General features: G+C 65.3%; 17 protein-coding genes. All 17 read right to left on the bottom strand.

Annotated features, from left to right (window positions below; all coding sequences use genetic code 11):
* Positions 1-66 precede the first annotated feature (66 nt).
* Positions 67-1,161, bottom strand: a complete 1,095-nt coding sequence (locus tag EII26_RS07630; RefSeq protein WP_124888559.1) for a threonine synthase — start codon at positions 1,159-1,161, stop codon at positions 67-69.
* 51 nt (positions 1,162-1,212) lie between these two features.
* On the bottom strand, positions 1,213-1,791 hold the full coding sequence (locus EII26_RS07625; RefSeq protein ID WP_124888558.1) for a hypothetical protein: 579 nt from the start codon (positions 1,789-1,791) through the stop codon (positions 1,213-1,215).
* On the bottom strand, positions 1,788-2,168 hold the full coding sequence (locus tag EII26_RS07620) for a hypothetical protein (RefSeq protein WP_124888557.1): 381 nt from the start codon (positions 2,166-2,168) through the stop codon (positions 1,788-1,790). Before EII26_RS07620 ends, EII26_RS07625 begins: the two co-directional genes overlap by 4 nt.
* The gene (locus EII26_RS07615; RefSeq protein WP_124888556.1) at positions 2,165-2,578 is read right to left on the bottom strand and encodes a hypothetical protein; all 414 of its coding nucleotides are present in this window, start codon (positions 2,576-2,578) and stop codon (positions 2,165-2,167) included. The genes EII26_RS07620 and EII26_RS07615 overlap by 4 nt, the downstream gene beginning before the upstream one ends.
* 37 nt (positions 2,579-2,615) lie before the next feature.
* The gene (locus EII26_RS07610) at positions 2,616-3,044 is read right to left on the bottom strand and encodes a YkgJ family cysteine cluster protein (protein ID WP_124888555.1); all 429 of its coding nucleotides are present in this window, start codon (positions 3,042-3,044) and stop codon (positions 2,616-2,618) included.
* Positions 3,041-3,418 (bottom strand): hypothetical protein, encoded by a 378-nt coding sequence (locus tag EII26_RS07605; RefSeq protein WP_124888554.1) that lies wholly within the window; start codon positions 3,416-3,418, stop codon positions 3,041-3,043. Before EII26_RS07605 ends, EII26_RS07610 begins: the two co-directional genes overlap by 4 nt.
* 15 nt (positions 3,419-3,433) lie before the next feature.
* A complete protein-coding gene (locus EII26_RS07600) occupies positions 3,434-4,585 on the bottom strand; it encodes a flagellar basal body P-ring protein FlgI (RefSeq protein WP_233572663.1) in 1,152 nt (383 codons plus the stop codon).
* Positions 4,586-4,613: 28 nt separating this feature from the next.
* Positions 4,614-5,210 carry a flagellar basal body L-ring protein FlgH gene (locus tag EII26_RS07595; protein ID WP_233572662.1) on the bottom strand — a complete coding sequence of 199 codons (597 nt, stop codon included), beginning with the start codon at positions 5,208-5,210 and terminating at the stop codon, positions 4,614-4,616.
* Positions 5,207-6,142 (bottom strand): flagellar basal body P-ring formation chaperone FlgA, encoded by a 936-nt coding sequence (gene flgA / locus EII26_RS07590; RefSeq protein ID WP_158612200.1) that lies wholly within the window; start codon positions 6,140-6,142, stop codon positions 5,207-5,209. The genes EII26_RS07595 and flgA overlap by 4 nt, the downstream gene beginning before the upstream one ends.
* A gap of 35 nt (positions 6,143-6,177) precedes the next feature.
* Entirely contained in the window at positions 6,178-6,984 is an 807-nt protein-coding gene (gene flgG / locus EII26_RS07585) for a flagellar basal-body rod protein FlgG (RefSeq protein ID WP_124888552.1), read from the bottom strand.
* Between the two features lie 34 nt (positions 6,985-7,018).
* Entirely contained in the window at positions 7,019-7,825 is an 807-nt protein-coding gene (locus tag EII26_RS07580; protein WP_124888551.1) for a flagellar hook-basal body protein, read from the bottom strand.
* Between the two features lie 79 nt (positions 7,826-7,904).
* The gene (gene mreB, locus EII26_RS07575) at positions 7,905-8,948 is read right to left on the bottom strand and encodes a rod shape-determining protein (RefSeq protein ID WP_124888550.1); all 1,044 of its coding nucleotides are present in this window, start codon (positions 8,946-8,948) and stop codon (positions 7,905-7,907) included.
* A 120-nt stretch (positions 8,949-9,068) separates the two neighbouring features.
* Positions 9,069-9,902, bottom strand: coding sequence for a tRNA pseudouridine(38-40) synthase TruA (truA, locus tag EII26_RS07570; RefSeq protein WP_233572661.1), 834 nt, complete (start codon positions 9,900-9,902; stop codon positions 9,069-9,071).
* Positions 9,899-10,684, bottom strand: a complete 786-nt coding sequence (locus EII26_RS07565; RefSeq protein WP_124888549.1) for an energy-coupling factor transporter transmembrane component T family protein — start codon at positions 10,682-10,684, stop codon at positions 9,899-9,901. The genes truA and EII26_RS07565 overlap by 4 nt, the downstream gene beginning before the upstream one ends.
* 18 nt (positions 10,685-10,702) lie before the next feature.
* A complete protein-coding gene (locus tag EII26_RS07560; protein WP_124888548.1) occupies positions 10,703-12,442 on the bottom strand; it encodes an ABC transporter ATP-binding protein in 1,740 nt (579 codons plus the stop codon).
* Between the two features lie 25 nt (positions 12,443-12,467).
* Entirely contained in the window at positions 12,468-12,827 is a 360-nt protein-coding gene (gene rplQ / locus EII26_RS07555; RefSeq protein WP_124888547.1) for a 50S ribosomal protein L17, read from the bottom strand.
* Between the two features lie 4 nt (positions 12,828-12,831).
* Positions 12,832-13,842, bottom strand: a complete 1,011-nt coding sequence (locus EII26_RS07550) for a DNA-directed RNA polymerase subunit alpha (protein WP_124888546.1) — start codon at positions 13,840-13,842, stop codon at positions 12,832-12,834.
* Positions 13,843-13,902 lie beyond the last annotated feature (60 nt).

The following is a 13,902-nucleotide window of genomic DNA, read 5'->3' as shown; positions in this document are numbered from 1 at the left end:
CAAGCAATCGGCCCCACCGGCTTGGCCGGTGGGGCCGATCTCATGCTTCTCTCCAACGCGCGGGGCTCATCGCATATGCTCCGCGATCTTGTCCGTGGCCTTCAGACCGATGCCGGAGAGGTAGACCACCGTGGGCTCCACCGCATCGATGCGCCCCGCGTCGCAGAGCTTCCTCCACCCCGCAGCCGCAGCCGCGGACGTCGGTTCCACGTACAGCCCGGCTCGGCAGAGGTCGGCATGCGCAGACCAGATCTCCGGCTCTGACACGGTGACGAAGCCGCCGCCCGTGTCCCGGACCGCCCGCAGCACCTCGGTCCCGCGCACCGGCTCCGCCGAGGCGATGCCCTCGGCCGCCGTATCCTCCTTCTCGATCGGAACGGGGTCCTCCAAACCGGCCTCGAAGGCCCGCGCCAGAGGATCGCAGTGCGCAGGCTGGACCGCGAAGATTCGGGGCAGACGCTCCAGATGCCCCGTTTTCCTGAGCTCCTCCATCGCCAGCCGCGCTCCAAGGGCAACGCTGCCCTGGCCCACGGGAACAACGACGTTCCGGACCTCGGGCAGCACGTCGAAAACCTCCAGAAACCACGTTTTGATACCGTGCAGGAACCAGGGACTCCAATTGTGGCTGGCGTAGAAGCAGGAAGCCCCCGCCCGCTCCGCAGCGCGCGTGGTGTCCTCCCTCGTGCCGGGCACCCGGACGAGCCTGGCCCCATAGGCCGCGATCTGCACGCATTTTCCCGAGGAGGTGTAGTCCGGAACGTAAACGTCGCACGCAACGCCGCCGGCCGCGCAGTAGGCCGCCATGGACGACCCCGCATTGCCCGATGAGTCCTCCACCACGCGCGTTATCCCCGCCGACCTCAGCCAACTGACCAGCACCGACATACCCCGGTCCTTGTACGATCCCGTCGGAGCCAGGTAGTCCAGCTTGAACCATGCCGACCGACCGCCGACGGCCCGCTCGATCAGCGGCGTATCGCCCTCGCCCATCGAGACGATATGCTCGGGTTCGATCGGCAGGCCGCCCAGGTAGCGCCAGATCCCCCGCCTATCGACGGCTGAAGGGGTGCAGTCCTTCAGCTGGAGCGTTCCCCCGCAGGGACAGCACCAGACGGGCTCCCGGTCCCCAAAGTTCCGTAAACACCTTTGGCAGGTCAGCATCCGCATCCTCCTTCCGCGGGAACATCGAATCTCGCCATCACCAGGCCCTCGTCATTTCCGTTGCCATTTGGAGTAGCTGTAGATCAGGTGTATCGGCCGCGCTCCCGGCGAACTTCCGGGGAAACGGTTCGTCGCCTCGGGGTTGTAGGACAGGACGATGGTGGAATAACGGTCCGGAGTCCATACATTGTGCAGCAGGAGACGCCCCTCCGCCCATACATTGGGCTGCGGGGCCTCCCTCACCCTTCCGAAGCGGGCGTTGTAGGCATCGCGCAGGGCGCCGTAGAGGGCATTGTCCTCGTCCCCGTTGCCGGTGCTCGTCAGGTAGACGGCCTTGTGGTTCAAACCCTTTTTGGGGTGGAAGCCGAAGACGAACAAGGCCGGCCGTCCCTCGAAGAGCCCCTCCATGGAGAGCCGTCCGTCGCGGATGAAACCGACGGCCTTCGCGCCGCTGCGTTCCATTCGAAGCTGCGTCCGCTTCGAGGAGAGCCCGAAGGTGGCGGACATGAACGCCTCCGCACTGTCGGGAGCGGCCAATGCCCGTGGCGCCGCAAAGCACAACAGAAGAAGGGCCGAAAGAAGTCCCTTGCCCCATCGGATAAAACTCGTTCCTCGGACGCAGCCCATCATTCATCCCTCATGTCGAAAACCCACATCAGCCGTACCGCCTTGGACGCCTCCTCGCCACTGCCCTCGGTGAACTGGCCCCTCCAGCGCTTCGTGGACTTGCGCTTGATCTTCCCGGGAAGCAGCTCCGCCCTCGCCACCGTCCTCCCGTAGCGGTCCAGAAAAAGCATCGTGCCGCCGAAGGTGGCGTTGTTTCGGGTCCCGTTCACGATGTCCACAGACAGATGATCCCACTTGTAGACCAGAGTTCGGAAGGAGAAGCCCGGGCGCCCCTCAATGCGCCCCTCCCGGACGACGGCGCCGGCCGCCAGAGGAGCCGCCAGAAAAAACATCGCCACAAGACAAGCAAAGACCGCCGCTTTGACGGGTTCGCGTCTCAAGAGTTGCCGCCTCCCTCGTTCAAGTCGGCGTCTGTCTCCAGACAACCGCACCGCTCGACATCACGCCCATCCCCGGGCTCCAGCTCCACGGCACGGATCCGGACCGCCCCTGACCGGTGCAGCTGGACCAGCAGGGAGAAAAGGCTCGTCTCCCCAATGCCCAGATTTCCGGCCCAGGAGGCGACATCGCGCCTGACCGGACCGTCGACCTCCTCCAAAACGTGGGCCCCCATCACCGAGAGCCAATCCCCGAACAAATCCTGAAGTTCGGGGGTCGCCGTCCCGGCGAGGCGGCTGGTGCGCAGGACCGAATCCACCAGGCGCGCCGTCACCAGGCGCTCGGTATCCATCAGACGCCGCAGCTCTTCCTCGAGCGGCGTCGCTCCGCTCCCCATCGCGTCCGTCAGCATCGTTTTCCTCCCTCCGAACCTCGTCGTCCCGCTTCCATCAACCTTCCTGCCCCCGCTCCTCCCGAAGCAGCGCCTCGATCTCCGGAGCGGAATAAAGACGGCCGCCGTTCATCCCCGGGCAGTGCCGGGCGTGGGCGTTCCAGCTGTCCTCCGACCGCATCACCTCGGCCCAGAAGGGAAAAAGCCGACACTGGGCCGGACGGACGGGGTAGACGGCACACCGGGCTTCGTCCGCCCGATAAAAAATGCAGTCCCCATTCGACCGTTCGATAAAGCTGGGCCGCCCCCAGCGCAGGGTGACGAAGCGCCGCCGGAAGGCGTCCTCATCCACGGACAGGAACTCGCGCACCCGAGCTCCCTCCTCGCGGGTAAAAAAAATCGCGCCGGGCTCGCCCCGGCAACACCGGCCGCACCCGACGCAGGAAAAACGAACGCCCCGGCTCCACCACCTGGACCCCGCACTCATTCGAGGGCTTCCGGGAGCTCCGTATCGTCCTCGGCCAGCCGCTCCGCGGACACGGACGTTCTCTCGGCCGCCAGGCCGACCACCATCCGATCGTAAAGCATCTTCCAGAGCCCGGGACCGTTGGCGCTCGCGGCCAGGTCGTCGGAGGCCATCTCCAGCGAAAGGTCCTCCATCTGCCTCCAGGGCCGCTCCCGCTCCGGCCCGCCAACCGCACGGGCGCTGTTGCGCATCTTCTTCCAGACCTGCGACCAGAGGATCGACTCGAATTGCTGGCAGGCCTCCTTCAGCTCCCGGGCCTGCGGCGTCTTGTGGACCTCCGGGTCCACCTTCGCCTCCTGAACCCGGAAATTGTACTTTCTTATCGGATCGAGCATCGTTCGGCCGCCTTTCTACATGTTGACCAGTTCGCCGTGTAAAGCCCCCGCCTTGTCGATCGCCTGAAGGATCTCGATGATGTCCCGGGGAGAAGCCCCAATGGAGTTCATCACCCGCACCAAGTCTCGAACTGTCGTCGTCGAGGGCATCGCTATCATGCTGGTTCCATCCTCGTCGACCGTCACGTCCGTCCGTCGTTCCGTACGGGTCTCGCCCCCGCCGAAGGGGTTGGGCTGGACGACGTTCGGATCCTCCTTGACGGAGACCGTGAGGTTGCCGTGCGCCACGGCTACCGAGCTGATGCGGACGTTCCCCCCCATCACCACGGTCCCGGTCCGCTCGTTCACGGCCACGCGAGCCGCCTTGTCGGGCGCGATCTCCAGCTTCTCCATGTTCGCCAGGAAGGCCGTCGGCGCCGCGAGATATTGCCCCGGAAGATTCACCACGACCCGCCCCGCATCCACCGGATAGGCCACGGCCCCAAAATGCCGGTTGATCGCGTCCGCAATGCGCTGCGCCGTCGTGAAATCCGGGTCCCGAAGAAGCAGGGCCATCTGCCCGCCCACCGCATAATCCGCGGGCACGTCACGCTCCACGATCGCCCCCCCGGGCAGCCGGCCCGCCGTGGGGATGTTCTTGGTCTGGGTCGCGGCCGAACCGCCCGCCGTATATCCGCCCACGAGAACGGCCCCCTGTGCGACGGCATAGACCTTGCCGTCCGCAGCCTTCAGCGGGGACTGCATGAGCGTCCCGCCCTGGAGGCTCTTCGCATCGCCCATCGCGCTGACGTTGACGTCGATGGCCTGACCCGGGCGGGCGTAGGGCGGCAGCGTCGCGGTCAGGGAGACCACGGCAACGTTCTTGCTCCGGGCCGCCTTCTCGTCCAGGGTCACCCCGAAATTGCGCATCATGTTCCGCATCATCTGCGTGGCCATGGGCGACTTGTCCCCCGTGCCGGCGAGCCCCGTCACAAGCCCTACGCCGGTCAGCTGGTTGCCGCGCGCCCCCTCGATCTCCACGATGTCCTTGATGCGGACCTGGGGATGAATCCTCCCGAAATCCATGTCCCGAAGGTCGACGGCCGCGGACGCGGCCCCGCACACAACCCAAAGAAGGGACAGAAAAGCGCCCAGCACCCTACGGCAGGGCATGCCGATACCCCTCATCTTCCGCACTCCTCTCCCGAGCACAAAATCAGAAAACCGCCTGAAGGATCTGAGTGATGATGCCGGGCTTCTGGGTTCGGGAGATGACCCCCTTGCCCTTCACGGCCAACTCGGCGTTTGCGATCAGCTCGCTGCGGATCTGGTTGTTGCTGTTGACGTCCTGGGGGCGGATCACGCCGACCAGCTGGAACTGCAGCGTCTCCTCGCTGGTGCGGACGTCGCGTGTGCCTTCGATCACCAAATTGCCGTTGGGCAGCACGTCCGTGACCAGGCAGGCCACGGTCGCCCGGGCGTGGTGCTTGCGCTCCACGGAGCCGTCCCCCTTGCTGCTGTTGTCGCTGGTCAGCGTCAGGCGGCGGATGAAGTTCAGGATCCCCGTCCCGTCGCTGACCGAGCTGTTCGAGGACTTCTTCACGTCCATCGTCGCCTCGTCCTTGGCGTCGGTCCGCTCGTTGACCAGCACCGTCACGATGTCCCCCACACGCCCCGGGCGCTCGTCCGCCATCCAGTTCGTCCTGTCGTCCCATAGAGAGGCGGCCTTCGCCTCAGGTGCGGGCCCAACCGCCGCACAACAAAAAAGCAGGAGGAGAAAAGCCGTCCGGATCCAACCCTTCGCTTTTTTCACGGAACATCCACCTCCACCGTATCGCCATCCAAAACCCGGGCCCTGAGGACCACCTTTTTATTGTCCGATCGGCGCACCCTCACGACGGCCCCCACGGCCCCGTCGTCCAGAAGCACGCCCTTGGCGGTGGCCGTGAGCCCTCCCTGCCGCACGACGATCAGGACCGCACCGCCCCGTTTCGCCACCGCAGGCTCGGACAGGAGCTCCAGCAACACGGGCGTTCCCTGTTGCAGGGGCTTGCGCGAGGAACGCCCCACGACCTCGGAGGCCTGCGTCGCATAGACCCCCGGCCTGGCGATCCGCATCGAGCGCGTCGTGAGGTCCGCGGCAGCCAGAGGGCGATCCCGGGGCACGGACCGCGCCATGACGAGAACGTTCTGCGTCCAGGTCAGGCGCACACCCAGCGACCGCTCCCGCCCCCCGGCGTCGCGAAAACGCAACGTCGCGGCCGGCGTCCCCGGAACCAGGGAGGCCGGGGAGACGAGCCGCCCCTGAGGGACCGTCCCCGAATGGGCGACCTCGACGACGCCGTCCCATGCTGCGAGTGATTTTATCACAGACGACAGGTTTTCGTCAGGGGAAAGCCCCGCTTCGTGGGAGCTCGTCTCCCCCGCCTCCGCCGGCAGCACCCGTACCCTTTGGGGCATTCGGACCTCCACGCGAACCCCATCGAGCCCGCTGGCCTCGATGGCCCGAACCACCGATTCACGGGCCAGGAAGCCCCCCTCCGACGAGAGAAGCAGAGGACTCAGAGCCTCCCGAGCGCTGTCGGAGCCGTATATCCGTGCAATGTCCCCCAACATGAAGGCCGTGGCGTCCACATGCACGACCGAGGGGACCTCGACCCGGATCCCCCGCTCCGCGCGGAGCTCCCCCGGGAACCCGAGAGGAAGTCCCGCCCCCAGAAGCGCTATAAAAAAAAGGCGGAGCACCCTCCGCCACATGAAATCCGACAGCCCCTTCAAGACTAACGCTTCAGCCCGTTGGCGATCCTCAGCAGGTCGTCCGCCGTCTGGACGCCTTTCGAGTTGGCCTCGTAGGCCCGCTGGGCGATGATCATCTCCACCATCTCCTCGACGACCTGAACGTTGGACATCTCCAGAACGCCCTGGCGCACCTCGGGCATCCCGTCCGCTCCGGGCTGTCCCAGAATGGCGGGGCCGCTGGCCTCCGTCTCGATGAAGAGCCTGTTCCCCTCGGCCCTCAGCCCTGCAGGATTGATGAAACGCGCAAGCTCCAGCTGACCGACCTCCTGCAGCTCCGTCTGACCGGGCATCCTGACGGAGACGATGCCGTCCGGGCTCAGCTGTATGGCGACGGCGTCGCGGGGGATGACGACGGCGGGCTCCAGCAGCAGCCCGTCGTGGTTGACGACCTGCCCGTCGGCATCCACGTCCCACGCCCCCGCACGGGTGTAGGCGATCGTCCCGTCCATCTGGGTCACCTGAAAATAGGCGTTCTGCCCCGCCATGGTCTTTCCGGCGATCGCCCAGTCCAGGGGGTTGTCCGTGATCTGAAAGTTCCCCTGGGTCATGAAGCTGGGGGTCGCGATCACCCGCGTGCCCAACCCCACCTGGACGCCGGTCGGAACCATGGAGTTCGGCTCTATCGGCGTCCCGGGCTCCCTTCCGATCTGATAGAGCAGATCCTCGAAATCGGCGCGGCGCTTCTTGTATCCCTGGGTGTTGACGTTCGCCAGGTTGTGGGCGACGACGTCAAGGTTGGTCTGCTGGGCGATCATGCCCGAGGCGCTGGACCAGAGTGATCTCAACATTCACCAATACCTCCCCGACACGACAAAAAGAGGGCTAGCCCCTGCTGTAGGCGGTGATGAGCTTGCCCGTCTGCTCGTCGTGGGTCATGAGGGCTTTCGACGCCCCCTCGTAAGCCCGCTGGGCCTCGATCATGCGCACCATCTCCTCGACGACGCTGACGTTGGACATTTCGAGGGCACCTCCCACGATCCGCACTTCCTCGGAAGCCTCCGCCGGGCCCGAGGCCTCGTTCGGCACCAGGAGGTTCTTCCCGACCTGCCGAAGGTAGGTCGGCCGCTCGAAGGTGTAGAGAGGGATCGTCCCGACGATCTCCCCGTCGGCATGGATCTGCCCGTTGGGCGTCACGACCAGCCGCGTCGCCCCGCCCACCTCGATCGCCCCGCCGTCGCCCTGGAGCGTCATGCCGTCATGCGTAACGACAACGCCCTCCTCCGAGAGCGCAAAGCTTCCCTGGCGCGTGTAAAAGGTGTTGCCCGCACCATCCTGGACCGCGAAGAAACCGGGCCCCTCGATCAGGAGGTCCAGAGGATTGTCCGTTACCCGGACGGCGCCGGATGCGGTGTCCATAGCACTCTCCGAAAAGACGTTGGCCAGGGCCAAGGTCCCGATCGTCTGCTTGCCCTTCCAGTTCATGGTGAACGGCACGGCGGTCGTGATCTTGGTCTCTCCGTCCTCCGAGATCCTCTCGATACGATCCAGATGGGCGCTGAACTCGGCATTCACGGGGACACGGCGGCGAAAGCCGAGCGTGTCGACGTTCGCCAGGTTGTTCGTCACCACGTCCAGGTGCGTCTCCTGAACGAGCATCGCGGAACAGGCCGCATAAAGCCCTTTGTGCAAAAAATCACGCCCTCCCCGATAAAGATGGAAACGCTCCCCCCGACGTACCCGCCGAAGGGGACTCCTTCGGAAGCTCCCTCTAGCGGCGCTTGCGTCCCTTGCGGACGTTCACCAGAATGCCGCTCCGGCCGGAGCCCCGCAGCTTGTCGATCTCCGCCAGGGCCCTGCCCGTCCCGAGCGCCACACATTCCATCGGGTTCTCCGCGGTAAAGCAGTTGATCCCCGTCTGCTGGGAGATCAGCTCCGGAAGTCCCTTCAAAAGGGATCCGCCCCCGGTCAGCACGATGCCCCTGTCTATGATATCGGCCGAAAGCTCCGGCGGCGTTAATTCCAGAACGTTGCGCACCCCGTCGACGAGGGTCTGGACCATCTCTCCGATCGCCATGTTGACGGCGGAGCTCGTCACCTCGATCTGCCGCGGCAGCCCCTGGACGAGGTCCCGCCCCTTGATGACCATGCGCTGCTCCTCGTCCATGGGGATGCAGGTCCCGATCATGATCTTGAGATTTTCGGCCGTCTGCTCGCCGATGGCGAGGTTGTACTGCCGGCGGAGGTAGCGCATGATCCCCTCGTCGAACTTGTCCCCTCCGATCCGGAGCGATTTGGAGACGACGACGCCCCCCAGCGAGATCACCGCGATGTCCGCGGTCCCGCCGCCGACGTCCACGACCATCTTGCCGCGGGCCTCCTCCACGTTCAGCTTGGCGCCTATGGCGGCCGCCATGGGCTCCTCGATCAGATAGGCCTCCTTGGCCCCGACCTCCAGCGCCGCCTCCAAGACGGCCCGGCGCTCCACGTCCGTGGCCCCGGAGGGGACGCAGATCATCGCCCTGTTCCGAAAAAATCGCTGCCAGCCCCGTGTGACGCGCCTCATGAAATGCTGGAGCATCGCCTCGGTCATCGAGTAGTTCGCGATGACGCCGTCCCGGAGGGGACGCACGGAGACGATGCTGCCCGGGGTACGCCCGACCATGTTCTTCGCCTCGTACCCGACGGCCAGGATGTTGCCGGTGTCCTGATCCACGGCGACCACCGAGGGCTCCCGCAGCACGACGCCGCGCCTCTTCTCGAAGATCAGAATCGTCGCCGTACCCAAATCTATGCCAATATCCGTTCCGAACATCGTCAAACCCCCTCGGGAGGTCAAGGTCCCGGACGCTCCCTCGTCGTAACGCGGCTTTCCACAAAAAAACACACGCCGTCCCGCTTACGACGGACGCGTTTTTCCATTTCCTATTTTACCTCAAATCCCACAGTCCTCGGCCCCGCCCTGTGCGCCCCAGAAGCCTGGGGACCAGCCTCCGAGGGGTGAGGCGGCACGCCCGCCAAAGAGCTCCGCGTAGGCCGCCCGCCAGAAGTAGAGCCCGCAGGCGGGCGCGGTCACGGCGGAACGGGATCGTGCATCCCCCGACAGGAGCGCCTCCAGCCAAGCCAAGGAGCGCCTGCCCCTCGCCACGGCGTCGACGTTCCCCACGATGATGCGCACCATGTTCATCAAAAAGGAGGGCGCCCGAACCGTCAGGACGGTCATGGGCCCCCACCGGCGGCAACGGACGCGCTCCAGCGTCCGGACGCTTCGCTCCGGACACTCGCCCGTCTTGCAGAAGGCTCTGAAGTCGTGCTCGCCCTCCAGCACCCGGCAGGCGGCCCGGGCCCGATCGAGCGACCACGGCGCCTTGCACCACCAGACGAGCCCGTTGAGATGCGGCGGGCAGACCCAGCCGTGCCAGATGAAATAGCGGTATTCCCGCCACAGGGCGCTGCGCCGGGCATTGAAGCCCCCCGAGACCGGATGGACCCTCATGACCCTCACGTCCTCGGGCAGGTAAAAATTGGCCGCCAACTGCAGGCGTTCGGGAGCCCACTCCCTGTCCATACGGAAGGAGGCCATCTGCCCCACCGCGTGGACGCCCTTGTCGGTCCGTCCGGCCCCGATCACCCGGACCGGCGCGGAGGAAAGCCGGGACAACGCGTCCTCCAGAACCTCCTGGACGCCCAGGGCCTCCTTCTGGCGCTGCCAGCCCGAGTAGCCGCCGCCCATATAGGCGATCTGTGCGGCGTACTTCCAACCCTTCACAGCCAGAACCTCCTCAGCAGGAGGAGAAGAACGACGAAACACACGGTGCAAATTGTAGCGCCTGTATCGCTTTTTTTCCAGCACAGAGGGCGCCTTTTCGTCCGTCCCTCGCCCCCCCGATAGCCACGGGCCTCCATGGCCAGGGCCATCTCGTCGGCCCTGCGAAAGACGATGACGAAGAGGGGGATCAACACGGGGAAAAAGGCCATGACGCGGCGGACGATCCCCCCCTGGTCCAAGCGGGCCCCCCGAGAGAGCTGCGCCCGAATGATGCGGTCCGTCTCCTCCATCAAAAGAGGGATGAAACGCAGCGCAACCCCCGTCATCATGGCACACTCGTGGGAGGGAAAGCCGAAACGGGCGAGGGGGCGCAGCAGACGTTCGAGCCCATCGGCCAGCTCCAGGGGGGCCGTCGTCAGCGGCAGCAGCACGGCAAAGAGCATCAGCACCATCAGCCGAAGCGCCGTCAGGCCTCCCCGGGCCAGGGAGCCGCCGAACGAACGCCCCATCCAGAGCTCGGACACGACGTTGAACACGAGGGTGAAGGCGACCAGGAAGAGAATGGGGCGCGAGGAGCGCAGGATCGTCCTCCAGGGAAGGCCGGAGAGGGAGACGATGCCGAACAGGGCCAGGATGCAAATCCCCAGGGACAGGGGGTCGGACGAGGCGAACACGGCGGACACCAGGAGCACGAGCCCGAGGAGTTTGGCCCGGGGGTCCAGCCGGTGGACCGGGGAATCGATCGGGACGTACTGCCCCATGGAGGTGGCGGAAAAATACATCGATATCTCCTCACTCGCTTATGCGCGTCGGGCCGGGGAGCATCCCATGCGGCCCGTCAGCCACTCGAACAGAACGTCCGGGTCCCAGGCCAGGGGAATTCCCGGGAAGCGCGTTCGCAGCCGTCCGGAGACCTGAAGGATCTCGGGCCAGACCGACGGGCTCAGAACCTCCATCAGCGAGGACAGAGCCTCCCCGACGTTCCCCTCCCCCCTCGATTTCCCGGAGTCCATGACGAGAATCCGGTCGCTGAACCGGAACGCCATCTCAAGGTCGTGAGTGATGGTGACGACCGTCCGTCCCTGGGCCCTCAGTTCCGAGAACAGGGAGAGCATCCTTCGTCGGTAGGCCGCGTCGAGGCCGGCCATCGGCTCGTCGAGGACCAGGCATTCCGGGTCGGCGGCAAGCACCGAGGCTATGGCCACCAGACGGCGTTCGCCTCCGGAGAGGGAGAGCGGGTTGCGGGCCAGGAAGTCCTCGCCCAGCCCCACAGCATCCAGAGCCCCGCGAACGGCCCCTTCCAGGGCCTCGCCCTCGAAGCCGGCGTTCCCCGGCGCAAAGGAGAGCTCCTCCCGCACCGTCGCGGAGAAGAGCTGATCCTCGGGGGACTGGAAGACGAGCCCTACCGTTCCGCGAAGCCGATGCAGGGCCTCCCCCTTCTGGGGCAGGGGCTCTCCCCCCAAAAGAATCTCCCCCGACTGAATCTTGTAAAGCCCATTCAGGTGCTGGACCAGGGTCGATTTTCCACTCCCGGTGCGCCCCACGATGGAGGTCCACCGTCCCTTCGGAAAGGACGCGGCTACGCCCTCCAGAACCGTTCCCCCCTGCGAGGGGGAATCGAAGCGGAAGGTCAGGTCCCGCACCTCCAGAAAGGGCGTGATCGGAGCGGAGAGGGGTATCGGGTCGGGGTCGTCCTCCGGCTCCGGGGAGGCGGTCTCCGTCAGGTGCGCCCCTATCGCCGAGACGACCCCCCCGACGGAGACCGAGGGAACCGGAACTCCGGCCGAGACGAGCCGTGCGGACAGCCGCCGAAGCGGGGAGAGCTCGAAGCCCAGCCCCGCAGCAGCCGGCCAGAAGCAGTCCGTTCCCCCCTGCCAAATCCATCTTCCCCTCTCCAGGACGAGAATACGGTCCGCATCCTCCAGGCACTCCAGTTGGTGCGTGACTTGAATCAAAGTCGTTCCCGAGGCCTGGATGGCCCTCAGGGCCTCGGCCACCTCGAGACGCCCCTCCGGGTCCAGCATTGCGGTGGGTTCGTCCAAAACGAGGCAATCGACCTTGGCGGCCAACGCCCCGGCCAGCGCCACCCGCTGCTTCTCGCCGCCCGAGAGCGCCGAGACCGGAACGGAACGCTTATGCGCCATCCCCACCCGCTCCAGGGCCCGATCCACCCTCTCCTGAATCTCGGAGGACGGGAGCCCCTGGTTCTCGGGGGCAAAGGCGACGTCGTCATCGACCAAGGCCGCCACGATCTGGTTCTCCGGGTTCTGGAAGACGACCCCAACCCTTCGGTGCAGCTCATCGAAGGGGATATCCGTCACGTTGCGGCCCGAAATGAAATAGGCACCCTGCAAAGGGACTTGCAGAGCGCCTAAAATCCTGACGAGCGTCGACTTCCCGGAACCGTTGTGCCCCAGAATGGCGACCCGCTCTCCGGAGCGGACCTCCAGCGATATATCGTCCAGAACCCGCCGCACTCCATCGTAGGAGAAGGAGACGGAACGCAGGGAGAGAAGGGGAGGTTCCTTCGAAAAGTTCAAAGCTTCAAGACGAAGGGAGGCCTGCCTATCTCTCGATAAGCTGGATCATGGCCATTGGAGCGCCGTCGCCGGAACGGTGCCCCAGTTTGACGATGCGCGTATAGCCGCCCTTGTCGAAGGAGGCGTAGCGCGGCGCCAGCTCGTCGAACAGCTTCGTTGCAGCCTCCTTGTGGGGCATACGGGAGAACACGACGCGAATGTCGTGGACGGAGCCGCCGCGCGCCCGGGTGATCAGCTTCTCGGCAACACGACGAAGCTCCTTGGCGCGGGTGACGGTGGTCTGGATCTGGCCGTTCAGAAACAGGCTGGCGGCCATATTGGCAAGCATCGCCCTCCTGTGGCTGCCGTAGCGGCCAAGCGTTCTATGATCCACACGGTGTCTCATAGCATTAATCCTCCTTGGTTGCTTTCATATCTTTTTTCTCGCGCAGCTTCAAGCCCGCGCTGTCCAATCTCTCCCCGATCTCGTTCAGGGATATCTTGCCCAGATTCCGAATCTTCAGGAGATCCTCCCTCGTCTTCTGGAGGAGATCCCCTATCGTCTGGATGCCTCCGCGAAGCAGGCAATTCTCGCTCCGGATGGAGAGCTCGAGGTCCTTGACCGGGCGGGCCAGAAACTCCTCGTTCCCGTCAGGCAGTTTGACGTTCGTCTCCGCCCCCCGGTCCTCCCCCGCGAGCTCGAAGCCCGCAACGTGTTCCTCGCGGCACTGTTCGAGGTTCGCGACGACGTGCCCGAAGTAGGTCCGGATGATCTGCGCAGCCTCGCCCACCGCTGCGTCCGGAGAGACGATGCCGTTCGTCCAGACATCGAGGACCAAGCGCTCGTAGTCCGTCCTCTGCCCGACGCGCGCCGCCTCCACGCGGTAGTTCACGCGGAGCACAGGGGAGAAGATGGCATCGGTAAGCAAGGCGTCCACCGGCAGGAAGGCCGGCCGGGGACGCTCTGCGGAAAGATACCCCGTCCCCTGCTCCACGTAGAGCTCCATGGCGAGACGGGCCCCCTTCTCCAGGGTGCAGATCTTGGACTCGGGGTCGACGAACTCCACCTCGCTGTCCACCTGGATGTCCTTGGCCGTAACAACCCCAGCCTTCTCGAGCTCCACGGAGATCACGCGCACCTCGTTGCTCTTGGAGCGGACGGGGACATGTTTCAAATTCATCAAAATCTCGATGACATCCTCACGTACGCCCGGGACGGTGCTAAATTCGTGCAGTACTCCCTCGATGCGGACCGACGTAATGGCGGCACCTCGGATGGAGGAGAGCAGCACCCGGCGCAGGGCGTTGCCCAGCGTCATGCCATACCCCCGCTCCAGAGGCTCCAAAGCCAGACGCCCGTAAGTGGGGGTGTTCTCCTCTATCTTAAGCGCGGGCCGTAAGATTTCCAAGGTTTCCAACATAATTTACGCTCCTATTCTTCACAGACGTCGAAGGATCGAGCCTTGTCACGCCCATAAACT

Origin of the sequence: Fretibacterium sp. OH1220_COT-178 (genome assembly GCF_003860125.1) — a bacterium.
Lineage (GTDB): Bacteria > Synergistota > Synergistia > Synergistales > Aminobacteriaceae > CAJPSE01.
The sequence above is the reverse complement of the archived record's forward strand: the minus strand, read 5'-3'. Positions and strand labels throughout refer to the sequence as shown.

Coding starts and splice junctions, on each gene's coding strand:
- EII26_RS07600 (WP_233572663.1), bottom strand. CDS start 4,585: ATGAGGGGTATCGGCATGCCCTGCCGTAGGGTGCTGGGCGCTTTTCTG.
- EII26_RS07630 (WP_124888559.1), bottom strand. CDS start 1,161: ATGCTGACCTGCCAAAGGTGTTTACGGAACTTTGGGGACCGGGAGCCC.
- EII26_RS07550 (WP_124888546.1), bottom strand. CDS start 13,842: ATGTTGGAAACCTTGGAAATCTTACGGCCCGCGCTTAAGATAGAGGAG.
- EII26_RS07615 (WP_124888556.1), bottom strand. CDS start 2,578: ATGCTGACGGACGCGATGGGGAGCGGAGCGACGCCGCTCGAGGAAGAG.
- EII26_RS07605 (WP_124888554.1), bottom strand. CDS start 3,418: ATGCTCGATCCGATAAGAAAGTACAATTTCCGGGTTCAGGAGGCGAAG.
- EII26_RS07610 (WP_124888555.1), bottom strand. CDS start 3,044: ATGAGTGCGGGGTCCAGGTGGTGGAGCCGGGGCGTTCGTTTTTCCTGC.
- mreB (WP_124888550.1), bottom strand. CDS start 8,948: ATGTTCGGAACGGATATTGGCATAGATTTGGGTACGGCGACGATTCTG.
- EII26_RS07625 (WP_124888558.1), bottom strand. CDS start 1,791: ATGATGGGCTGCGTCCGAGGAACGAGTTTTATCCGATGGGGCAAGGGA.
- flgG (WP_124888552.1), bottom strand. CDS start 6,984: ATGTTGAGATCACTCTGGTCCAGCGCCTCGGGCATGATCGCCCAGCAG.
- EII26_RS07565 (WP_124888549.1), bottom strand. CDS start 10,684: ATGTATTTTTCCGCCACCTCCATGGGGCAGTACGTCCCGATCGATTCC.
- rplQ (WP_124888547.1), bottom strand. CDS start 12,827: ATGAGACACCGTGTGGATCATAGAACGCTTGGCCGCTACGGCAGCCAC.